The organism is Variovorax sp. GW821-FHT10B04 (assembly GCF_059415645.1).
Genome location: NZ_JBWKNQ010000001.1, coordinates 20,977 through 41,282, shown reverse-complemented (window position 1 = coordinate 41,282; position 20,306 = coordinate 20,977). Strand labels below are relative to the sequence as shown.

The window sequence follows — 20,306 nt, the reverse complement described above, 5'->3', positions numbered from 1 at the left end:
GATCAGAACGGCGAGTCGGGGTGGTAGAAGTCTTTTGCGTTGTCCTTCGTGATGAGGACCGACGGGATGATCGTCGTGGCCGGCAGCTTCTCGCCCTTCAGGCGGGCTTCGGCCGTGAGCTTGATCGCGTCGTAGATGAACTTCGGCGAGTAGCTCACGTCGGCACCGATGCGCTTGTCCTTGCCGTCCATGATGGTCTTGACCATGCCCTTGGCGCCCGCGCCGCCGAACACGATCTTGATGTCGTCGCGCTTGGCCTGTTCGATGGCCTTCAGCACACCGACCGCCATGTCGTCGTCGGCCGCCCAGATCGCGTCGATGTTCTTGAAGCGCGTGAGGTAGTCCTGCGTCACCTTGAAGGCGTCGTCGCGGTTCCAGTTGGCGTACTTGGCGTCGAGCAGCTTCACGTCGGGGTTGGCCTTGAGCACCGCGTTGAAGGCGTCCATGCGCTCGTTGTCCAGCGTGGTCGCGATGCCGCGCAGCGCCACCACGTTGCCCTTGCCGCCCAGCGTCTTCACGATGTACTCGGCGGGGATGCGGCCGAAGGCGGTGTTGTCGCCGGCCACGTACGCGTCCTGCGCGCTGGTGTCGGTCAGGCCGCGGTCGACCACGGTCACGTAGGCGCCCTTGGCCTTCACCTGGGCCACCGGCTTGGTCAGCGCGGCCGATTCGAACGGGAAGATCACCAGCGCGTTGATCTTGGTCACGGTCGTGAAGTCCTGCAGCTGGTTGGCCTGTTCGGGCGCGCCGCTGGCGGTCTTGATCGTGATTTTCAGGTCCTTGTGTTCCTTCTCGAGGTCCTTCTTCGCCTGGTTGGCCCAGTAGTTGATGCCGCCCATGAAGCTGTGCGTGGCGGCCGGGATCGAGACGCCGAGGTTGACCTTCTCGGCGGCCAGCGCCGGCAGGCTGGCCAGGGATGCGGCTGCGATGGCCGTGAGCGCGATACGACGTGTGAAACGTGTCATGACGGATGTCTCCTTGTGGTTGAGGGAAGCGGGAACGGAACAATGAACACAATGACTTTTCGTGGAACACCGCGGAACCGGCTGGGCCGGGCCGCTGGTGTGGCCCCCGGCAGGGGGTTGGCGGAGCGACACGAAGTGCGCGAAGACTGGGGGCGAGTCATCTTCTGCTGCGCTGCAGGAACGCGACGATGATGATCACGAAGCCCTGCACCGCCGCGTTGAGGTACACGCTGATGATGCTGGTGAGGTTCAGGATGTTGCTGATGACCGACAGCAGGATCGCGCCGATCACCGTGCCGGTGATGCTGCCCGCGCCGCCCTTGAGCGCGGTGCCGCCGACGATCACCGCGGCGATCGCCTCCAGCTCCCACAGGAGGCCGGTGGTGGGCGACGCCGAGCCGAGGCGCGGCACGTACAGCAGCGTGGCGATGCCCACGCAGACACCCAGCAGCACATAAGTCAGGATCTTCACGCGGTCGACGTCGACCGCGGCATAGCGCGCCACCTGCTCGTTCGATCCGATGGCCTGCACGTAGCGGCCGTAGGCGGTGCGGTTCAGGATCACGCCGCCGATCACCGCGACGATGAAGAACACCCAGACCGGCACCGGAATGCCCAGCAGGCTCGCGTAGTACACCGGCGCGTACAGGTCCGACAGCTCGTTGTCGAGCGTCAGCGCGCCGCCATCGGCGAAGTACGTGAGGTACGCGCGAAAGATGCCGAGCGTGCCCAGCGTCACGATGAAGGGCTCGATCCGGCCCTTGGTGATCAGCAGCCCGTGCGCCAGCCCGAACATCGCGCCCAGCACCACCGCGAGCCCAGCGCCGAGCACCACCGCCATCAGCGGCGAACCGGTCGCCGGCCCCGCCCAGTTGATGAACATGATCACGCTGCCGGCGATCAGCGCGGCCATCGAGCCGACCGACAGGTCGATGCCGCCCGAGATGATCACGAAACACATGCCGACCGCGATGATGCCGATGAAGGCGGTGCGGGTGAGCACGTTCATCGCGTTGTCGAGCGTGGCGAAGTCGCTGTTGAGCAGCGTGCCGGCGATGCACAGCAGCACCAGCCCGATGACCGGGCCGACGCCGTGCAGGCGCTCGGCCCATCCGGGCTTGTTCTCGGCGCGGTGCGCGGCGGCCTCAGGCGTTGGCATGGTCATGGGCTGTTCCTGTGGCATGGGCGATGAGTTCTTCTTCGGTGAGATGGTCCGCGTCCAGCGTCGTTACGAGCCGGCCGGCGCGCATCACCGCGACGCGGTGGCACAGGCCGATCAGCTCCATCAGCTCGGACGAGACGACGATCACGGCGAGCCCTTCGCGGGCCAGTCGCTGGATCAGGAAATAGATGTCGCGCTTGGCGCCGACGTCGACGCCGCGCGTGGGCTCGTCCAGCACCACGACCTTCGGTTGCGGCTGCAGCACCTTGGCCAGCGCCAGCTTCTGCTGGTTGCCGCCCGACAGCGACGACGCGCGCGCATCGAGATCGCCGGTGCGGATACCGTAGTCCTTCACCGCCTCGGCCAGCGCGGCGCGCTCGGCGTCGGGCTTGAGCCACGGCGTGGCATAGCGCTCCAGCGCCATCAGCGTGAGGTTCTGCCGCAGGCCGAAGTGCACGTGCAGGCCCTTGCCCTTGCGGTCTTCGCTGAGGTAGGAGAAGCCGTTCTTCGCGGCGTCGCGCGGGTTGCGCCAGCCCTTCTGGTTCGGCACCGTGCGGCCGAGCATCTCGACGCTGCCGCTCGCCGGGCGCAGGCCCAGCAGGCCTTCGAACAGCTCGGTACGGCCGGCACCGACCAGGCCGGCAAAGCCGAGGATCTCGCCGGGGCGCACCTCGAAGCTCGTGTCCTGCGCCCAGCCGGGCACGCTGAAGTTGCGCACGCGCAGCGCGGGCGCACCGCCCTGCACCACGGCGTCGCGCGGCGGATAGAGGTCGGCCAGCTCGCGGCCCACCATCAGGTTCGCCATCTGCTGGCGCGTGACGTCGGCGGTCAGCGCGCGCGTGACGAAGCGGCCGTCGCGCATCACGATCACGTCGTCGGTCACGCGCTCGACCTCGTCGAGCTTGTGCGAGATGTAGACGATGGTCACGCCATCGGCACGCAGCTGCGCAATCAGCTTGAAGAGGCGCTCGGTCTCGCCGGGCGTCAGCGTCGCGGTAGGCTCATCCATGATCAGCAGGCGCGCACGGCGGGCGATCGCCTTGGCGATCTCGACCAGCTGCTTCTCGGCCACGATCAGGCGGCGCACCTTGGTCTTGGGGTCGACCTGCAGGCCGACCTGGGCCAGCGCGGCCGCGGCGTCGCGCTCCATCGATGCGTCGTCGAGCAGCCAGCCCAGGGGCGGTTTCTTCTTTTCATGGCCGAGGAAGATGTTCTGGGCCACGCTCAGGTCCTCCGCCAGGTTGAATTCCTGGTGGATCAGGACGATGCCCAGCGCCTCGGCGTCGCGCGAACTCGCGAACTGCTGCGGCGCGCCGTTGATGCGCAGCGTGCCGGCGCTCGGCTGCTCGTAGCCCGACAGGATCTTCATCAGCGTCGACTTGCCCGCGCCGTTCTCGCCGAGCAGGCCATACACCCGGCCGGGTTCCAGCGAGAAGCTCACGCCGTGCAGCACCTGCACCGGCCCGAAGGCCTTGACGATCCGGTCGAAGTCGACCGACACGCCCGTCGCTGTGCTGGCCGTGGCGGCGGATGAATGCTTGTCTGTCATGGCGCCACTCCGCGGACCTTGAGGGTTTCCTGCATGGCCAGCACGCCGGCACCGGTGACGCCGGCCTGCGCGCCGAGCGGTGTGTACTGGATCTCGAGATGCCGGGTCGACAGCGCCAGCGAGCGCTGGTAGACGCTCTGCCGCACGGCCGCCAGGAACAGCGGACCGATGTGCGTGATGCCGCCGCCGATGAAGATGTGCGACGGATTGAAGAAGTTGACGACCGACGCCAGCATCTGGCCCAGCAGGCTGCCCGCCTTCTGGATGATGCCGTTGGCCGCCGCGTCGCCGGCACGGCCGGCATGCCCGACGTCGGTCGCATCGATCCGCCCGGTTCGTCGCAGGCAGTCGGCCAGCGCTTCGCTCTGCCCGTCGTTCGCCGCCTGCACCGCCATGCGCGTGATGGCCGGCCCGGCGGCCATCACCTCGACACAGCCGACGTTGCCGCAATGGCAGCGCGGGCCTTCCTGGTCGACGCAGATGTGGCCCACGTCGCCAGCCGAACCGGCCGCGCCGCGGTACACCTCGCCATGGCAGACGATGCCGCAGCCGATGCCGGTGCCGACCTTGATGACGAGAAAGTTGGACAGCGAGCGCTTCAGCCGCCACAGCTCGCCGAGCGCCATCAGGTTGACGTCGTTGTCGACGAAGACCGGCGCGGCATAGTCCTCGCGCAGCAGGTCGCGGATCGAGAAGCCGTCCCAGGCCGGCATCAGTGGCGGATTCACCAGCTGGCCGCTCTGGAAGTTGACCGGACCCGGCACGCCGATGCCGATGCCGAGCACCTGGCGGGGAGTCGCTCCGCAGCGCGCGAGCAGTTCACGCAGGATGACCCGCACGCGGGCCAGCACCACGCCGGGACCCTGCCGCACATCGGCGGCTTCGGTGTGTTGCGCCACGGGTTGCAGGTCGGGCCGCAGCACGGCGATGTCGAGACTGGTGGCGCCGATGTCGATGCCGACCAGCACGCCGAGCGTGCTGCTGAGCTGGAGGTTTTCGGCGCGGCGGCCGCCCGAGGATTGCTGCAGGCCGGCTTCGGCCAGGATGCCCTGGTCGACGAGCCCGGCGATCAGCGCGTTGGTCTTGCTCTTCGAAAAGGCCAGCCGTTCGGCCATGCGATGGCGCGAGCCGCCGGCCGACCAGAAGGTCGTTTCCAGCAGCAGCATCTCGTCGGCAGTGAGGCCGCTCCAGCGTTCCAACGTGTGTCTCCGTCGCTTGATCCGGCAGCGTGTGGCCGGTCGCCTGCGGATACTAGAGGTGCACCTTCAGCCAGACAAGATCCAACTTCGGACAAATTCAGGTCAAACTGTCACGACCAAGGTGCCGTTCATCTCCTCATGCCCGGTGCCGCAAAAGACATCGCACAGGAAGATGAAGCTGCCGGTCCTGTCCGGCGTGAACTCGAGCATCGCGTCCTTGCCGGGCACGATGTCGGTCCGGACATGGAAGTCGGCCAGGTTGACGCCCATCGGGACCTCCGGTGCGCTGAATTGCAGGATGACGGTTTCGCCCTGCTTCACGCGGATCTCGTCCGGCACGAACACGAACTTCCTGGCAATCACCTTGATCACCCGCGGCGTGGGCTTTGCAGTTGCCGCGAGCACGGCCGAGCCCGCGGCGAGCGAGCCGAGTGCCGCGGCACCGGCGGCCACCATCCATGTGCGTCTGCGTGTATCGATCGGCATGGCTTCAGGCTTTCTGAACGGGGTATTCGGTGATGGCGTAGTCGGCCTTCTTTGCCTGCGCCTGGATCTCGCGGAAGCCGAGGCCCTTGTACGGCTGCGCGGGGTCCCACGGCAGCGGCGTGCGCTTGGGTTGCGAGCCGACGACGGGCAGCGGGAAGATCAGCGACTTCGCCGAGTGATGCGGAATGTGGCCGGTCATCTGGTGGTGCTCCTGATGGATGTGGCCGTAGAACACGGTCACGTTGTCATGGGGCATCAGCAATGCGACTGCCTTGGCGCCGTCGCGCGTGGCCCAGTCCCATTGGGGTGCGAGGTCGAACAGCGGCCGGTGCGCGAAGACGACGATGTGCGCGTCCGCCGCCTGCGTCTTCAGGTCCTCTTCGAGCCACGCGAGTTGCGCGTCGCCGAGCTGGGCGCCCGGGTCGCTCACGTTGTCGAGCACGATGAAGTGGACGCCCTTGTGGTCGAAGGTGTAGTGCGTCGGCCCGAAGAACTCCTTGAAGGCCTTGCCGTTGTCGAGCGAAGCGTCGTGCTCGCCGGGGATGAATCGCACGTCCTTCACCTTGAGCGCCCCGACGATCTCCTTGAATTCGGCCATGCGCTTTCGGCGTTCCCTGGGGTCGTCCGTGGTCTGGGTCAGGTCGCCGGTGAAGACGACGAAATCGGGCTGGACCTCGAGTGCATTGACCGAGGCGACGGCCTTCGGCAGCGTGCCTTGCGCGTAGGGGTTGGGCGGCCCGTCGAAGCCCCAGTGGCTGTCGGAAAGCTGCACGAAGTAGAAGTCCTCCGGCGCCGCAACGCCCGCGGCGTCCGCCGCCCGAGCAAGGCCCGAAAGGCCTGACATGAAGACGGCACCGCCGACGCCTGCCAACTGCATGAACTGCCTTCTGTCGAATGAACTCATCGCTGTTCTCCTGGTTGGCGGCACGTTTGCGGTGCCGCATGTGTTCGGCGCAAGGGCCTGTGCATTGACATACCCGTCGACCCGCAGAAATATTCCCGGGCCACCTGTGCCACCCGACGGAATTGGTCAGGTATGGGGAATAAAAAGGCTGCGAACCCGGTAGAGGTTTGCAGGAAGGATTCGCGATGAGCGACGACGAGAACTTGCGGAGATTCGAATTGCTGGCATTGCCGCATCTGGATGCCGCATACAACCTGGCACGATGGCTCACGCACAACGATCACGATGCGCAGGACGTGGTGCAGGAGGCGCTCGTTCGCGCCTTGCGCTACAGCAGCGGCCTGCGCGGAGAAGGCGCGCGCGCATGGCTGCTGCAGATCGTTCGCCACACCTGCTATTCGTGGCTGAAGGAAAACCGTCCCGCCGAACGCGTGCTGTTCGACGACAGCGACGAGGCCTGGCACGACATCGCTGCGCCGGTCGGGGACGAGCCGCAATCGATCGCCATCCGCAACGAAGACCGCAGGAAGATCAACGAGGCGATCGCCGCCCTGCCGATCGCCTATCGGGAGGTGCTGATACTGCGGGAGCTTGAAGACCTTTCGTACACCGACATCTCGCGGATCGCGGAGATTCCCGTGGGCACCGTCATGTCGCGGCTGGCGCGGGCCCGCTGGCTCATGCGCGCAGCCCTGTCACCGGCGGCACGGCCCGTTCTGCGTCCCGTTCCGCGGACCGCGCAAGGAGGAGTCAAGTCATGAATACGCGGAATCAAGCCATCCAGATCCATGCCTTCGTGGATGGCAAGCTGGACCTGTCCGACCAGCTCGACATGGAGGCGCGGTTGCTCGTCGACATCGACCTGCAGCGCCGGGTCGAAGAAGCTCGCCAGTTGCGCAAGGCCATTCGCGAGAATGCCGACTACCACGCTGCGCCGGAAGCGCTTCGGGCGCGCATGGCGGCGCTGATGTCCGGTTCTTCACCGCAGCAGCAACCGGCTGCTCGACCGATCGATCGCGCGCCGAAGGCCGGTACACCAGCCGGCTTCGCTGCAACGCTGCGGACCTGGCTCTCGTGGCGCCCGCTCGCGGCCTCGCTAAGCTTCGCGGCGATAGCCGCCGTGGCAGTCAATCTTCTCTGGCTGCAATCCTCGAAAGAGGAACAGTTGTCGGACGACGTGGTCGCAAGCCATGTGCGCTCCACCATCGGGCCGCATCTGGTCGACGTCTCGTCGTCCGACCATCACACGGTCAAGCCGTTTCTGTCGTCGAAGCTGGGGTTCTCGCCGCCGGTCGATGCGCTGGCATTGCCGGGCTCGACATTCCTGGGCGGACGCATCGACTATCTCGAAGAAAGGCCGGTCGCCGCGCTCGTCTACAAACAAGGCGAGCACATCGTCAATTCGTTCGTGTGGCCGGGCAAGGGGTCGGACAGTGCGCCGAGCTATTCCGTGGTGCGCGGCTTTCGAACGGCTCACTGGCGTTTCAATGGCATGACGCATTGGGTCATCTCCGACGTGAACGCGCAGGAGTTCGACGCGGTCGTGAAAGCGGTACGGCAACTCGACGCGGCACCTTAGCGATATCGCGAGCGAGGCTGTTGACGCCCGTATGCCGTGGGCGACCGCGCTCCCAAACAACGCGCCTGTCCGGACTGCTTCGTCAGACCTCCGCGAGCGCGGACCAGTCCTTGTCGGCCCATCCGGTGCTTGCGGCACGGGCCAGGCGCTCCCGCACCACGGCGGCGCCCGGAAGGCTCACGCCGCGGTCGGCCGCGGCGTCGGCGGCCAGGACCGCGTCCTTGAGCCCGAGCGCCAACCGGAAGCCGGGTTCGTAGCGGCGCTCGGACAGGTTCTTGCCGTAACGCTGGTAGCTGGGGCAGGCGAACAGCGTCTGCGTGACCACGTCGAGGAAGTCCGCCGCCGGGAGACCGTACGACGTGGTGAGCGTGCACGCCTCGGCCATCGACTCGATGGCCATCGTGATCATCATGTTGCCGGCGATCTTCGCGATGTTGGCGCGTACCGGGTCCTCGCCCAGCCGCCAGGTCTTCTTGCCGATGGCATCGAGGATCGGCTGCACCCGCGCCACGTCGCCTTCCGCGCCGGCGGCAAGGATGTTGAGTTCGCCCCGCGCAGCGACGGCCGGCACACCGAAGACGGGGGCCGCGACATAGCCGACCGAGACCTTGCGATGCAGGGGCTGCATTTCGGCGACCAGCGCAGGCGAGATGGTCGACATCACGAGATGAACCACGTCGCCCGTGGCCGACGCCAGCGCGCCGCTGTCGAGCAGGACGCTGCGCACGGCCCGGTCGTCCGACAGCATCGTGATCACCACGTCGTGGCCGGCGAAGGCCGCGGCCGGCGATGCGAGCGGGGCCACGCCTTCGAGTTCCGACACGGCTTCGGTGCGGCGCGCCCAGGCGGAAACGGCGTGGCCGTGCGAGACGAGATGGGGAATGATGGCGGAGCCCATGCTGCCGACGCCGATGAATGCGATCTTCATGAAATTGTCCTGTTGACGAAAGCTTGCCGATGCCGATGCCGATGCCTATGCAGCGGCCCGTGCCGCATCCCATAGCCGCATCACCTGCGTGACCGCGGCATCCAGGCTCGACGCATCGATGCCGTCCCGTGCCAGCGTGGCAAGACCGGTCAGGAAGCTGTCGAACACGGCCGCCAGTGCGGCGGCATCGGTCTCTGGTTCGAGTTCTCCGGCATCGATGCCGCGTTGAATGCAGGCCAGGATGCCGGCGTGCGTCTGGACGCGCGCGTCGCGCAACGGCCGTGCCACGGCGGCATTGGCTGGCGACGGCGCGCTCATCGCGCCCAGTGCGACCATGCAGCCGCGCGGATGGCCGGGATCGCACTGCATCGCGGCCGATCGGCGCAGCGCGGTCTCGAGCGCCTCGCGCGGCGCAAGCGCTTCGTCCTGCAGACACGCAGTGACCTGCCCGTGCGTCGCCAGATACAAGGCCACCGACTCCTGGAAGAGCGCCTCCTTGGAGCCGAACGCGGCATAGAAGCTGGGCGCGGAGATGCCGCCTCCGAGCCCGTCCTTCAGCTGTGCCAGCGACGTCGCATCGAAGCCGTGCTCCCAGAAAAGGTGCATGGCCTGGGCGACGGCGGCGTCTCTGTCGAAAGTTCGGGGGCGTCCCATTCGGGCCAAGTGGATCTCCTGCTTCAAGGACTTCGATACTAGTCGGTACAGAAGTCGTTGGCAAGGCACGCGAGCCCGCCGTATCCGCGGGCATCGGCAAATCTGCGAGTCCAGGCGCTGCCGGTCGCCTGCCGCCACCCGCCTATTTCTTGCGGACCTTGGCCTTGGGCACGGAACTGGTTTCCGACGCGTGATGCGACGCCAGCGATCTCGACGTGCACAGGGCATCGAAGTCTTTGACGAGGTCGCTCAGGCTCACCGCGCCGAGTCTCTTCACGAGCAGCGCCTCGGCCTGGGCCAGCGCCTCGTCCAGCGCGGCGTTCACCACTTTCTCGACCGCGCACTGTGGGTTGTCGGTCGTGTTGCCGATGGCGAAGATGTGAGGGCCGCCGACCGCCTCGTGGACGTCCAGAAGCGTCACGGCCGCGAGGTCGCAGGACAGCCTCCACCCACCGCCGTGGCCCTTTTCGGAGCCGACGAAACCGGCCTTCTTCAGTCCCGACATGGTTCGCCTGACGACCACCGGATTGGTGTCGAGCATCTTGGCGATCTGCTCGGAGGTGAAGGGTTGTTCAGTGCGCGCCATGTGCAGCAGCACATGGAGCATCCTGGAAAGCCGGCTATCGCTTCTCATGTTCCACACCGGTCACACGCGCGCCGGTTCCATCGTTGAGCATCATGAAGCATTGTAAGTTGCATGAAATCGCCTCGCCACCTATCATGCAACTTCAATAGTTTCTCAACTCCGGACATGCATGCGCCCGGACTCCACTTTCAGGAATCGCCCATGGTCTACGACGCCATCATCATCGGAGGCAGCTACGCCGGCCTCTCCGCCGCCTTGCCGCTCGCACGCGCGCGCCGCAGCGTCCTGGTCATCGACGAGGGTCGACGCCGCAATCGGTTTGCCGACCATTCGCATGGCTTCCTGACACGGGATGGTGCGAAGGCGTCGGACATCGCGGCCATTGCACGCGAGCAGGTCCTGGCCTACGACACCGTCGAATGGCTGGATGCCCAGGCCGGCAGCGTGACCCGGACAGATGCCGGATTCCGCGTCGAGGTCGACGGAGTGGGCGCGCAGACGGCGAAGCGGCTGGTGCTCGCCACCGGTGTGGTCGACACGCTGCCCGCCATACCCGGGCTCGCCGAACGTTGGGGCCGCCAGGTCTTCCATTGCCCCTACTGCCACGGCTACGAGCTGAAGCAGGGGCGGATCGGTGTGCTCGGCACCTCGGCGATGTCCGTCCATACCGCGCTGCTCCTGCCGGACTGGGGGCCGACCACGCTGTTCCTCAATGACACGGTCACGCTCGACGCCACGCAGCGGTCGCAATTGGAGGCGCGCGGCGTCGCGATCGAAACCGCGGCGGTGGAACGGATCGACGGCCAGCTCGACCTGGTGCTGCGGGACGGCCGAAGCATCGCACTCGACGGCTTGTTCACGACCACCCGGACCGCCGTGGCAGGCAGCGCCGCCGCCGCGCTGCGCTGCGAGTTCGCGGAAGGCCCCTTCGGACCGATCATCAAGACCGACGGCATGAAGGCCACGACGGTGCCGGGTGTCTTCGCGTGCGGCGACGCGGCACGCGCAGGCGGCTCGGTGGCGCTGGCGGTCGGGGACGGAACGCTCGCAGGCGTCGCGGCCCATCAGTCCCTGGTGTTCGAACACCGCTAGTCGCCAGCGAGATCCGAATGTCGACCCACGTCTTCAACGATCCCCAGGCCATCGCAGACTATGCGCAGCGCCCGCCACGGCAGGTCCCCGGTTTTGCGGACATGCAGCGCATGAGCATGCTGCTCATGGCCGAGAGATCGCCGCCCGACGCGCGCGTCCTCGTGCTCGGCGCCGGCGGCGGTCTCGAACTGGCGCTGTTCGCGCAAGAGCAGCCGGGATGGCGATTCGACGGCGTCGACCCGTCGGGGGCGATGCTGCAACTGGCCCGACAGAGACTGCAGCCGCACCTGTCGCGCGTGCGATTCCACGAGGGATACATCGACGACGCGCCCGCCGGCCCTTTCGACGCGGCGTGCAGCCTGCTGACACTTCACTTCATCGAGCGGGACGAACGGCGCCGCACGCTGACCCGATTGCACGAGCGACTCCGCCCCGGCGCACCCTTCGTTTCGGCGCACTTCAGCTTCTCGCAAGAATCACCGCAACGCGAGCGATGGCTGTCCCGGTATGCCGCCTTCGCGGCGTCTTGCGGCGTTGCACCTGCCGACGCGCTGCGCGCAAGCCGAACGATTGGCGCTCGGTTGCCCATCCTTTCGCCTGTGGAGGACGAGGCCCTGCTGCGCGATGCCGGGTTCACCGACATCGAAGTCTTCTACGCAGGCTTTGGTTTCCGGGGCTGGGTGGCTTCGGCGTGACGGGGCGCCTCCGAGCGAGAAGGCATGTGCAGGATAACGTGGAGAGCTTGATGCAACGCGATCCCTAGAATCGCGGCATCTATGCCGATGTTCATATCCACCGTTTCCAATTGTTACCACTTGAGACCATCCATCAATGCTCCGAAGCAGCATTGAGCACATGGCGCCACGCATGCCCTTCAGCGTGCAGGCTATTGGAAACGGCCAGCCCACGGGCGTCGGCTCTGGCGATCCGTTGCATCGCCAACCTCGAACCCCGGCCCCATCCCTCCGCAACCCGCATCTGAACCGTCCGTGCAGATGCCCCGCAAACTGATGTCTCCGCGGGACGCGGCGGCGGCCGACCGCTCAGATGCGTTTCGCCAGCAGGCGTTGAAGCGACTGCAGCTCACTGCCGCCGAGATGGGCGTGATGGCCGTGGTGGGTTCTGCGGTCGTGCTCCTGGTGCGACTGCTGATACCCACGCCGGAATACGTCTGGCTGCGCGTGCTGCTGCTGCCATTGACGGCGATATTCGCCTATGTGATCGTCCGTGCGCCTTCGGTGCGGACCTACGGCGCCGCCTGCATGGCGACCATTGCGACAGTGAGCTTCAACAGCTACCTGGGTGCGCTGGGCACCGACCGGCCGCTGATGTACTTCCTGCCGGCGGCGATCATCATCATGCTGTCCACCAGTTTCTTCTGGGTCACGCTGGCCCAGTGGATCGGCGGCGCGGTGGTCTGCTATGCCTTCTTCCTGCCCTTTGTGATCGACCACACGGCCAGCCGGGCCGACGCCGTGTTCAGCATGCTCTTTGCGACGATGGCACTGATGGCGGGCTTCGTCAGCCATATGCGGCTGCAGGACTACCAGCGCCACGCTTTCGAACAGGAATGCCGGCTGGCCGAACTGTCGATCACCGACACGCTCACCGGCGCCCGCAGCCGGGCCGCGTTCCTACAGCAGGCCGAACAGGTGGCGGACAGGGCCCGCGCCACGGGTGCGCCGCTCACGCTGCTGTATCTGGACATCGACCATTTCAAGCAGATCAACGACGGCTACGGCCATGCGGCCGGCGACGCCGTGCTGCGCGGCATGGCCGGCGTGCTGCAACAGGCATTGCGCAACAGCGACATATTCGGCCGCCTGGGCGGGGAAGAGTTCTGCGTGCTGCTTTCGGAACAGGACGAGGACAACGCCCGGGCGCTGGCAGAACGCCTGCGCGCCCTGCTGGCGGCGGTGCCGCGGCCGGACGGCCAATTGACGGTGTCGGCCGGCGTCGCGGGCATGCGCGACGGCGAGTCCGTCACGCAGACGCTGCACCGGGCCGACCTCGCGATGCTCAAGGCCAAGCAGTCCGGTCGCGACACGGTGCGCGTGGCCGACGACGTCTCGCTGCCGGCCGGCGGATGACCGCCGGCGGTCTGCGGCCGATGCGCCCGTCGATCGCAGTCCGACGACCCCGCCATCGATCTGCTGGATGACATGAAACTGTCGCTTGGATCGACAGGTCCATTCGTGCATATTCGGTCTTCCGTAGATGCCCCTGGACGAAGGAGCAACCATGTCAGGCGATGGGTCTCGCAACAGGTCGACGACAAGACACGAGCAATCGATGTCTGCATTGATCGAAGGAGTTTATGAAGCCGCCTTCGGCAATGGCGGATGGGGCGGCGTCATGGCGATGATGAAGGAGCGATTCGCGTCCAGCGCCGAGACCTTCTACTTCCTCGACTTCGAGACCCGCCGTTCGCGGCCCGTGCATCTCGGTGGCATCACCGACGGCTGGTATGCATCCTTCGCCGCGAAATATTTCACCAGTGACAACCCCTGGATCACCCATACCGGTGCGTTGCACCAGCCCGGTGTGATTCGCACCAACGAGCGTCTTGCGACGTACACGCGGGACCCTCAGATCCTCTACCGGTCGCAGTACTACAACGAGTGGATGAGGCCCCAGGGTTTGAAGTACACGATCGGCAATACGCTCAAGACCGAGAGCGGCACGATCGTCAACGTCACCCTGCTCCGGGACGCCGACGCGCGAACCTTCCAGCCCTCGGAAGTTGCGGCATTCGAGCAATTGAGCCGCCATCTGGAGCGCGCCCTGCGGGTCGGCGTTCAGCTCGAGTCCGCAACGGCCGAGCGTGATCGCTTCGCGGCCATCTTCGAGCAATCGGCGCATGGCCTGGTCATGCTGGACATGCGCGGCAAGGTTCTCCACGTCAATCCAGCCGCGCGCAGACTCCTGGAACAGCGGGATGGTTTGGCGTTGTCCCACAACCGGCTTCAGGCGATCAACGCCGACGACCAGCATCAACTGGATTCGCTGCTCAGGCCCTTCCTGCGCGGCCACATGGTCGCGGCCATCGGTGCGCCGTCAGGCATCGTGATTCGGCGAACGGCCGCAGGGCCGTTGTTGCTCAATGCCGCGCTGCTGCCGCAACGCCAGCATCTCCTGCTGGAATCCGGGCCGGTCATCCTGATGACGATGACGGACCCGGCAGCCAAACGCATGCAGAAAGGACATGCACCGAGCCTTCGCTATGCATTGACCGCGGCCGAATGGCGTCTTGCTCAACGGCTCGTCAAAGGCGAGAGCCTGCGGGAGATCGCAGCGGCAGACGGTCTTTCCTATGAAACCCTGCGTGGCTATCTGAAAGTGCTGTTCCAGAAAACAGGCACGAATCGGCAGGCGCAATTGGTCGCGCACCTGATCGGTGAGTTCGCGAGTCTTTGAACGAAACGGATCCGGGCACCGGAGATATCGGGCGTCTGACATGAGTCGGCCTCTTCACCCCCCAATTGAGGGGTGTGCAAATGGATTGCACTTTCTAGACTGGATGCACGTCCCTCGGAGGCGGACTGCCACCCATTGAATGCGGCCGCACTGCCCGGGTTCTCGACGCTCGAGGAGCCAACTGTGAACAGCATGTTATCGATCGCCGCATTGATGGTGTTTCTCGCGGCTGCGGCTTACATGGCACGCAAAGCCTGGATCGAAACGCACAGCGGCAATACCGCCGTTCCCATCAAGGAAGCAACGTTTCTCTATCTCAAGGAACGCTGGCTGCTCGCTTCCCTGGGCGCAGTGCTTTCGGTCCTGTTCGCATTCTGGGGACTCTTCTTCTTCGTCATCATCTACTGCTTCTTCAGCAAAGGGCCGGGCAGCTATCGCCTCAAGGCGGGCCGCAAACGCTACACCGCGTTGACTGCGGCCGAGAGATCGGCATGGCAGATCGAGCTGGGCGCCGATCGCGAGCCGCGCCTGCGAACGATCGACGACATGATCTCCGAGAAGAAGCGGGTGGTAACCCATGCGGCTTTCTTCGACTGGCAGAAGAGCTGGCTGTATTTCAACCTCAGCCGTTCGCTGGCCACCATGGACAGCAAGGAGCTGGAGTTCCTGCGCCTGACCGAGACGCTCTACACCATGGGCGCGTTGTCCGAAGAACGGTACAACCATTGCCGCTTCGGCCTGATCTGGGGCAATGGCAAGGCAAGCGTGGAGCGCTACGAGTTCGCCGGCGAGGGATGGGACAACGTCAGCGTGCGCGACGGCCAAAGTGCGGTGCGCTATGTCATGGACCTCCACAATGCCGGCGTCGACAGCACGGTCAACGAATTGCTGGGGCACCTGGAGCATCAGGTGGAAGCGTCCGCCCCCGACTCCAACCTGGGCCTCGTGCTGTCGGGTTTCAGCAAGCGCCTGAGCGGTGGCAATGCCTGGCTGTCGGCCGAAGAAGCGCTTGCCCCCACGTCGGTCTTCCGGCTCCATAAGGAGCGTGTGGAGAAGGAGCAGGTGCTGTACCTCGGCCCGCTGGAAGGCAGCGATGTGCCGCTGAGCTATACCGGCGAAGGCGCGATGATCACCATCGCACCTTCGCGCTCGGGCAAGACCCAGTGCCACGTGTATCCCGCGTTGCTGTCCTGGCGGGGGCCGGCGGTGGTGCTGGACGTCAAGGGCGAGATCTACGCAGAAACAAGCAAGTGGCGCGCCGAGAACGTGGGCCCGGTGTACAAGTTCAGTCCGCTGGACCCGGCCAACAGCCATTGCTACAACCCGCTGAGTTTCATCCGGCAGGACAGCGACTGGATCTGGGCGGATGCCCGCTTTCTGGCGGACATGATGATCGTGCCCTCCGGCGCGGCCGACCCCTTCTGGGAGAACAAGGCGCGGGATGTATTGCAGGCGGCCATTGCCTATGTGAGCTATTCGAATGGCCCGGACCAGCGGCCGATGTCCCGCATCATGGACATCATCCACGGCGGCAGAGCCTGGGACGAGATGGTCACCGGGCTGCAGATGGCGGTCGACGTTCGCAGCATGACGCAGCAAGGCACGGCCTTGTCCACCATGAGCGAGAAGACGCGCGACAGCGTCCTGCAGACGGCACAGGGCAGCCTCAGTGCCTGGAGCGGCGAGCAGATCTACCGGACCACGCAGAAGTCCGACTGGAGCCCGCTCGACCTGCGCGATGGCAGCCACGCCACCATCTACATCTGCCTGAAGCCCAACATGGTGGAGAGCTATATCTCGCTGCTGCGGGTGTTCATCGCCCAGCACATCCGGATGCTGACGGCCGACCTGCCGCCGCGCGACGCCGATCCGATCCTGTTCATGCTCGACGAGTTGCCCCGCCTGCGGCACATGCCGCCGATCGAGGAGGCGCTGGAGATCGGCGCAGGCTACGGCCTCCGGCTCTGGATGTTCACGCAGAACCTGGGGCAGATGGAGAAGGCCTACCCCAACGCTGCAGGGATGATCGGCGGGTGCGCCGTGCGCATCTACATGAACCCCGCCTCCGCCGACGGAACCACCGAGAAGTTGTCCGAGGAACTGGGCTACCGCCAGAGTGTGATGGACGGCAGCCGCCAGAAGCTGGTCGAAGCCTCGGAGCTGGGCGGCCCGGAATACCAGTCCATCCAGCTCGTGATGGCAACCAACAGCAAGCCCGCACGCGCAGGCAAGTCGCGCGCCTTCGAGCATCCGGTCTACAAGGAACGGCTGGCCAGCCATTCAGGCGGAGGGCGCTGAGCCATGACCATCACCGTTTCAATGCCCGAGATCGACCGCCAGATCAAAGAACTCGAAGAGCAGCGGCAGGCGTTGATGGGCAGGCTCAAGGAGATGGAGGCGCAAGAAGCCAGGGAAGCGCCGGGACCCGGGAGCGGACCGCAGGTCGCGGCCCACCCGCCGGGCCCGGAACTGCGCCAGAAGGACCAGGCTGAACTCGGTCGCATCGAGGTCGAACTGCAGGAGCTGCAGGCCCTTCGCCGGACGGCCGAGCTTGCGCTCGAGAACGCACTCGCCCGCTTGCCGCAGGAAAGCCAGAAGACTTCGCTGTTGCCGCCCGATCAGACGCTGGCCACCCGGCAGCAGCTCGAGGAGCAGGACAAGGAACAGAAGCGTGGCCTCCAGGTGGAGAAGCACGATCTCGGCGAACAGATGGCGGAATCGAAGGCGCTCGCCGAGGCCGCCTTGAAACAGGTCGGCCTGACGCACACACCGCATGCGCTTCCTCTCGCCGAGCTCTCGCATCCCACCGACCCCGTGGGCACCGCCCTGCTCTATTCAGGAATGGGTGCTGCCGCGCTGATACCCAAGGTGGTGGAATTCGCGAAGGAGCACGGAGAGGATCTGTCGAAGGCCGGCTCCGCGCTGTGGGAAGCCGGGAAAGCGCTGGACTTCAACCGCGACCGGGCCATGGCCGAACTGGCCCACCAGCACAGGGACGACCCGCCCTCGCAGGGCAGCCAGATGATGGAGATGACCGGCAGGCACCAGGCCGAGCATCAGGAGATCGTCAAGGCAAGCCACGAGGCGCAACGGCAGGCCGAAGAACTCGCCGAGCAAAAGTACGACCAGTTGCGCAAGGCACTGGAACAACGGATCGAACATGCCGCCCCCGAAGTGCAGGAAGTACTGAGAACGGCACTGGAAGACAAGATCAGGCAGGACGCACAACTCGCCGAAGAACGGGCGCGCCAGGCGCGCGCCGAAGAAATCGAGCGCATGAGAAGGCAGCACGAGAGAGAGATCGACGCACGTTGATCGATCTGATCTCGGTGCAGCCGATCCGGGTTCTCAGTGCGGGCGTCCCTGCCGGGCAGGCGTCGATCGAAGGTCCCACCAACTCACGGCCAGCAGCACGACGGTCGTGAGCCAACCCATCGTCAACAGGTCGACCTCGAGCGAAATCGGAATGAGGGCGACCAGGGCCAATGCGCCGACGATGTGCGAGGCGGCAAGGCGCCCGTAGACCATCTTCTTGTAGATCGCGCTGCCCAGCAGATACACGGCCGGCCCGCCGATCAGCACCGAGACGGAGGCCGGCGAGAAGCCTTGGTGCGGATGGGCGAGCACCAGGTCATTGGCCACGGCACTCCCGATGATTCCCGCCACCAGGATGGCATGCACGTAGTGGAAGTACGCCCCGATGCGGCCCGGATCGTCCGACTGCACGATCTTCTCGCTGGCGTCCTTGCTGGTGGTGCCGAAGTACAGCCACCACATCGCCAGCGTTCCCAGGAATGTCGCCAGAAGCGCCGACACGATCGGCGTGCTCCACTCGGCTTCGGCAAAGGTGGCGCCGCTCGCCAGCAGGGTTTCGCCCAGCGCGACGATCACGAACAGCTGGCACCGCTCGGCCAGGTGGCCGCCCTCGATCGTCCAGTCGCGTGTGCGCGAGCGCCCCAGGCCGGGCAACGCGAAGCCGAACATCGGCGAGAGGTATTCACACAGGACGGCAACGATCCACAGGCCGATGCGCAGCTCGTGTTCGGCCAGTCCGCCAGCGATCCAGAACACGCCGGAGATCACGAGCCAAGCCAGCATGCGGGCATAGTTGTTCGCCAATGCGTGGCCGCGCGGAAGCATCCAAAGGATGAAGGCCGTGCGCCCGATCTGCATCGCGGCGAACGCCACCGCGAAGACCAGCCCGCGCGTGCCGTAGGCCTGCGGAATGCTGGAGGCCATGATCAGTGCCAGCAGCATCGTGACGAAGATCAGCCCGCGCACACGCGGTGTCTCCGGGTCGAACCAGTTGGTCACCCAGCACGTGTACTGCCAGCCGAGCCACACGGCGAACCAGAGGATCAGCGTTTCGACCACGCCGACGAGCGTCAGGTTGTGCAGCAACTCGTGGCTGATCTGCGTGACGGCGAAGACATAGACGAGATCGAAGAAGAGTTCTTCGTAGGTGACGCGGGCATGGTGGCCGTCGCGCTGCCGCAGGATCGACCGCTGGCCGGCCTTGTCGAGCTCAGCCACGCGAAAGCCTCCAGGCGGTGATGGCTGCGGCGTCGTTGCCCCGCAGCCATCCGAAGAAGATGAAGACCGCCAACTGGACGGTCCCGCCCACCATCACCAACGCCATGTGCATGAGTTCCTCCCGATGAATCTCTCGCAAGCCAGTTAGCAAGTGACATACCTGCCGTTTCCAGAGAGTCTCTGCAGATTGTCTGTTCAATGATGGGACTTGGAGCGCCCGATCACCGGTGCAGTCGTCAATGACTCATGGCGTGCGAGCCGGTTCGTCAGTCGGGATCGCGTGGCCGAAGGATGTCCACCTGCCGCGCTGCCAGCAACGGCAGGATGCGCTGAACGACCAGCGCCTGGTAGTGCGCCGACTGCCGATGCGCCTCCAGCGCCGCGTCGTCGCGATAGCGCTCCAGCAGCAGCACCGAAGCCGGTGCATCGACGGCTCGGAACACCTCGTAGCCCAGGCAGCCCGGCTCGGCGAGCGAACGCTCGCGGAGCTCGGCGACATGCGCGAGCACGTCGCCCAGGCGATCGGCTGACACCTGCCAGCGGGCCACCACCACGACCGGGGTGACGGCGCCGGTCATGCCTGTGCTCCCAGGGCCTTGGCGATCGCCTCGCCGACCAGGCTGCCCGACTGCGGGTTCTGGCCGGTGATCAGGCGTCCGTCGACCAGGAGCTTGGGCGTCCACGGAGCGGATGCTTCATAGAGACCGCCCTCGTCGCGCAACGCGGCTTCGAGGTCGAACGGTACGTCGCTGCGGGCATAGCCGTCTTCTTCCGCCGTCGAGAAACCGGCGACCTTGCGACCGCGCAGCAGCGGCGTGCCGTCACCGAGCGTGACGCCCAGCAACGCAGCCGGGCCATGGCACACGGCGGCCACGACCTTGCCGCCGTCCCAGGCGCGCCGGACGGCGGCCTGCACTTCCGGGTTGCGCGTGATGTCGACCATCGGGCCCAGGCCGCCGGGGAAGAAGACAGCGTCGTAGTCGAGCACGTCGACCTCGGACAACTTGCGGCTGCGTGCCAGGCGACGGTATGAAGCGCTTTCCACGAAGCCGGCCTGCACGGCATCGGTGCCGTCGAACCCGTCCTCCGGCGGCTTGCCGCCTTGCAGGGAGGCGTACTCCACCGCGATGCCGGCCTTGTCCAGCGCCTCGAACGGGTGGGCAATCTCCGGGAAGAAAAATCCGGTGGCGCGGTCATGGGGGCCGATCACCGCTGCATTTGTCACAACGAACAGGACATGCTTGACGTTCAT

The 20,306-nt window shown here is 65.9% G+C and carries 20 protein-coding genes; 8 read left to right on the top strand and 12 right to left on the bottom strand.

The features are described from left to right. Nucleotides 1-2 precede the first annotated feature (2 nt). The 6 genes from AC07PZ_RS00190 to AC07PZ_RS00165 form a co-directional block, all read right to left on the bottom strand. Nucleotides 3-965, bottom strand: coding sequence for a substrate-binding domain-containing protein (locus AC07PZ_RS00190; protein ID WP_495292978.1), 963 nt, complete (start codon nt 963-965; stop codon nt 3-5). Between the two features lie 157 nt (nt 966-1,122). Then, on the bottom strand, nt 1,123-2,124 hold the full coding sequence (locus AC07PZ_RS00185) for an ABC transporter permease (RefSeq protein ID WP_495293929.1): 1,002 nt from the start codon (nt 2,122-2,124) through the stop codon (nt 1,123-1,125). Continuing rightward, nucleotides 2,111-3,676: a sugar ABC transporter ATP-binding protein gene (locus AC07PZ_RS00180; RefSeq protein WP_495292977.1), complete on the bottom strand. Its 1,566-nt coding sequence runs from the start codon at nt 3,674-3,676 to the stop codon at nt 2,111-2,113. Before AC07PZ_RS00180 ends, AC07PZ_RS00185 begins: the two co-directional genes overlap by 14 nt. Then, entirely contained in the window at nt 3,673-4,842 is a 1,170-nt protein-coding gene (locus tag AC07PZ_RS00175) for an ROK family protein (RefSeq protein WP_495293928.1), read from the bottom strand. The genes AC07PZ_RS00180 and AC07PZ_RS00175 overlap by 4 nt, the downstream gene beginning before the upstream one ends. Before the next feature lie 135 nt (nt 4,843-4,977). Then, nucleotides 4,978-5,361 (bottom strand): cupredoxin domain-containing protein, encoded by a 384-nt coding sequence (locus AC07PZ_RS00170; protein WP_495292976.1) that lies wholly within the window; start codon nt 5,359-5,361, stop codon nt 4,978-4,980. 4 nt (nt 5,362-5,365) lie between these two features. After that, a complete protein-coding gene (locus tag AC07PZ_RS00165; RefSeq protein ID WP_495292975.1) occupies nt 5,366-6,265 on the bottom strand; it encodes a metallophosphoesterase family protein in 900 nt (299 codons plus the stop codon). 185 nt (nt 6,266-6,450) lie between these two features. Between AC07PZ_RS00165 and AC07PZ_RS00160 the strand changes: the two genes are divergently transcribed. Both AC07PZ_RS00160 and AC07PZ_RS00155 read left to right on the top strand, forming a co-directional pair. Continuing rightward, nucleotides 6,451-7,026: a sigma-70 family RNA polymerase sigma factor gene (locus AC07PZ_RS00160; protein WP_495292974.1), complete on the top strand. Its 576-nt coding sequence runs from the start codon at nt 6,451-6,453 to the stop codon at nt 7,024-7,026. Nucleotides 7,027-7,109: 83 nt separating this feature from the next. Further along, complete coding sequence (locus AC07PZ_RS00155) at nt 7,110-7,844, top strand: hypothetical protein (protein ID WP_495292973.1); 735 nt, start codon at nt 7,110-7,112, stop codon at nt 7,842-7,844. Between the two features lie 82 nt (nt 7,845-7,926). Here the strand turns inward: AC07PZ_RS00155 and AC07PZ_RS00150 are convergent, their stop codons facing one another. From AC07PZ_RS00150 to AC07PZ_RS00140, 3 genes are all read right to left on the bottom strand, one after another. Continuing rightward, entirely contained in the window at nt 7,927-8,772 is an 846-nt protein-coding gene (locus AC07PZ_RS00150; protein ID WP_495292972.1) for an NAD(P)-dependent oxidoreductase, read from the bottom strand. A gap of 45 nt (nt 8,773-8,817) precedes the next feature. Continuing rightward, complete coding sequence (locus tag AC07PZ_RS00145) at nt 8,818-9,378, bottom strand: TetR/AcrR family transcriptional regulator (RefSeq protein ID WP_495292971.1); 561 nt, start codon at nt 9,376-9,378, stop codon at nt 8,818-8,820. 190 nt (nt 9,379-9,568) lie between these two features. Further along, on the bottom strand, nt 9,569-10,060 hold the full coding sequence (locus tag AC07PZ_RS00140; protein WP_495293927.1) for an Rrf2 family transcriptional regulator: 492 nt from the start codon (nt 10,058-10,060) through the stop codon (nt 9,569-9,571). A gap of 153 nt (nt 10,061-10,213) precedes the next feature. Between AC07PZ_RS00140 and AC07PZ_RS00135 the strand changes: the two genes are divergently transcribed. The 6 genes from AC07PZ_RS00135 (at nt 10,214) to AC07PZ_RS00110 (ending at nt 17,836) form a co-directional block, all read left to right on the top strand. Then, a complete protein-coding gene (locus AC07PZ_RS00135; protein WP_495292970.1) occupies nt 10,214-11,104 on the top strand; it encodes an NAD(P)/FAD-dependent oxidoreductase in 891 nt (296 codons plus the stop codon). A 17-nt stretch (nt 11,105-11,121) separates the two neighbouring features. Next, nucleotides 11,122-11,799: a class I SAM-dependent methyltransferase gene (locus AC07PZ_RS00130; RefSeq protein ID WP_495292969.1), complete on the top strand. Its 678-nt coding sequence runs from the start codon at nt 11,122-11,124 to the stop codon at nt 11,797-11,799. Between the two features lie 300 nt (nt 11,800-12,099). Continuing rightward, complete coding sequence (locus AC07PZ_RS00125; protein ID WP_495292968.1) at nt 12,100-13,194, top strand: GGDEF domain-containing protein; 1,095 nt, start codon at nt 12,100-12,102, stop codon at nt 13,192-13,194. 202 nt (nt 13,195-13,396) lie between these two features. Next, nucleotides 13,397-14,521 carry a helix-turn-helix transcriptional regulator gene (locus AC07PZ_RS00120; protein ID WP_495292967.1) on the top strand — a complete coding sequence of 375 codons (1,125 nt, stop codon included), beginning with the start codon at nt 13,397-13,399 and terminating at the stop codon, nt 14,519-14,521. Between the two features lie 135 nt (nt 14,522-14,656). After that, complete coding sequence (locus tag AC07PZ_RS00115) at nt 14,657-16,819, top strand: type IV secretory system conjugative DNA transfer family protein (protein ID WP_495292966.1); 2,163 nt, start codon at nt 14,657-14,659, stop codon at nt 16,817-16,819. Between the two features lie 3 nt (nt 16,820-16,822). Continuing rightward, nucleotides 16,823-17,836, top strand: coding sequence for a hypothetical protein (locus tag AC07PZ_RS00110; RefSeq protein ID WP_495292965.1), 1,014 nt, complete (start codon nt 16,823-16,825; stop codon nt 17,834-17,836). Nucleotides 17,837-17,869: 33 nt separating this feature from the next. Here the strand turns inward: AC07PZ_RS00110 and AC07PZ_RS00105 are convergent, their stop codons facing one another. The 3 genes from AC07PZ_RS00105 to AC07PZ_RS00095 form a co-directional block, all read right to left on the bottom strand. Then, nucleotides 17,870-19,054: a low temperature requirement protein A gene (locus tag AC07PZ_RS00105; protein WP_495292964.1), complete on the bottom strand. Its 1,185-nt coding sequence runs from the start codon at nt 19,052-19,054 to the stop codon at nt 17,870-17,872. Between the two features lie 266 nt (nt 19,055-19,320). Further along, nucleotides 19,321-19,632: a putative quinol monooxygenase gene (locus tag AC07PZ_RS00100; protein ID WP_495292963.1), complete on the bottom strand. Its 312-nt coding sequence runs from the start codon at nt 19,630-19,632 to the stop codon at nt 19,321-19,323. After that, nucleotides 19,629-20,306, bottom strand: a complete 678-nt coding sequence (locus AC07PZ_RS00095) for a type 1 glutamine amidotransferase domain-containing protein (protein WP_495292962.1) — start codon at nt 20,304-20,306, stop codon at nt 19,629-19,631. The genes AC07PZ_RS00100 and AC07PZ_RS00095 overlap by 4 nt, the downstream gene beginning before the upstream one ends.

Bases quoted from the DNA above. Each gene is read 5' to 3' on its own strand.
- AC07PZ_RS00120 (WP_495292967.1), top strand. From the start codon at position 13,397: ATGTCTGCATTGATCGAAGGAGTTTATGAAGCCGCCTTCGGCAATGGC.
- AC07PZ_RS00110 (WP_495292965.1), top strand. From the start codon at position 16,823: ATGACCATCACCGTTTCAATGCCCGAGATCGACCGCCAGATCAAAGAA.
- AC07PZ_RS00170 (WP_495292976.1), bottom strand. From the start codon at position 5,361: ATGCCGATCGATACACGCAGACGCACATGGATGGTGGCCGCCGGTGCC.
- AC07PZ_RS00180 (WP_495292977.1), bottom strand. From the start codon at position 3,676: ATGACAGACAAGCATTCATCCGCCGCCACGGCCAGCACAGCGACGGGC.
- AC07PZ_RS00160 (WP_495292974.1), top strand. From the start codon at position 6,451: ATGAGCGACGACGAGAACTTGCGGAGATTCGAATTGCTGGCATTGCCG.
- AC07PZ_RS00135 (WP_495292970.1), top strand. From the start codon at position 10,214: ATGGTCTACGACGCCATCATCATCGGAGGCAGCTACGCCGGCCTCTCC.
- AC07PZ_RS00190 (WP_495292978.1), bottom strand. From the start codon at position 965: ATGACACGTTTCACACGTCGTATCGCGCTCACGGCCATCGCAGCCGCA.
- AC07PZ_RS00140 (WP_495293927.1), bottom strand. From the start codon at position 10,060: ATGAGAAGCGATAGCCGGCTTTCCAGGATGCTCCATGTGCTGCTGCAC.
- AC07PZ_RS00095 (WP_495292962.1), bottom strand. From the start codon at position 20,306: ATGAACGTCAAGCATGTCCTGTTCGTTGTGACAAATGCAGCGGTGATC.
- AC07PZ_RS00100 (WP_495292963.1), bottom strand. From the start codon at position 19,632: ATGACCGGCGCCGTCACCCCGGTCGTGGTGGTGGCCCGCTGGCAGGTG.
- AC07PZ_RS00150 (WP_495292972.1), bottom strand. From the start codon at position 8,772: ATGAAGATCGCATTCATCGGCGTCGGCAGCATGGGCTCCGCCATCATT.
- AC07PZ_RS00125 (WP_495292968.1), top strand. From the start codon at position 12,100: ATGCCCCGCAAACTGATGTCTCCGCGGGACGCGGCGGCGGCCGACCGC.
- AC07PZ_RS00165 (WP_495292975.1), bottom strand. From the start codon at position 6,265: ATGAGTTCATTCGACAGAAGGCAGTTCATGCAGTTGGCAGGCGTCGGC.
- AC07PZ_RS00145 (WP_495292971.1), bottom strand. From the start codon at position 9,378: ATGCACCTTTTCTGGGAGCACGGCTTCGATGCGACGTCGCTGGCACAG.
- AC07PZ_RS00175 (WP_495293928.1), bottom strand. From the start codon at position 4,842: ATGCTGCTGCTGGAAACGACCTTCTGGTCGGCCGGCGGCTCGCGCCAT.
- AC07PZ_RS00130 (WP_495292969.1), top strand. From the start codon at position 11,122: ATGTCGACCCACGTCTTCAACGATCCCCAGGCCATCGCAGACTATGCG.
- AC07PZ_RS00185 (WP_495293929.1), bottom strand. From the start codon at position 2,124: ATGCCAACGCCTGAGGCCGCCGCGCACCGCGCCGAGAACAAGCCCGGA.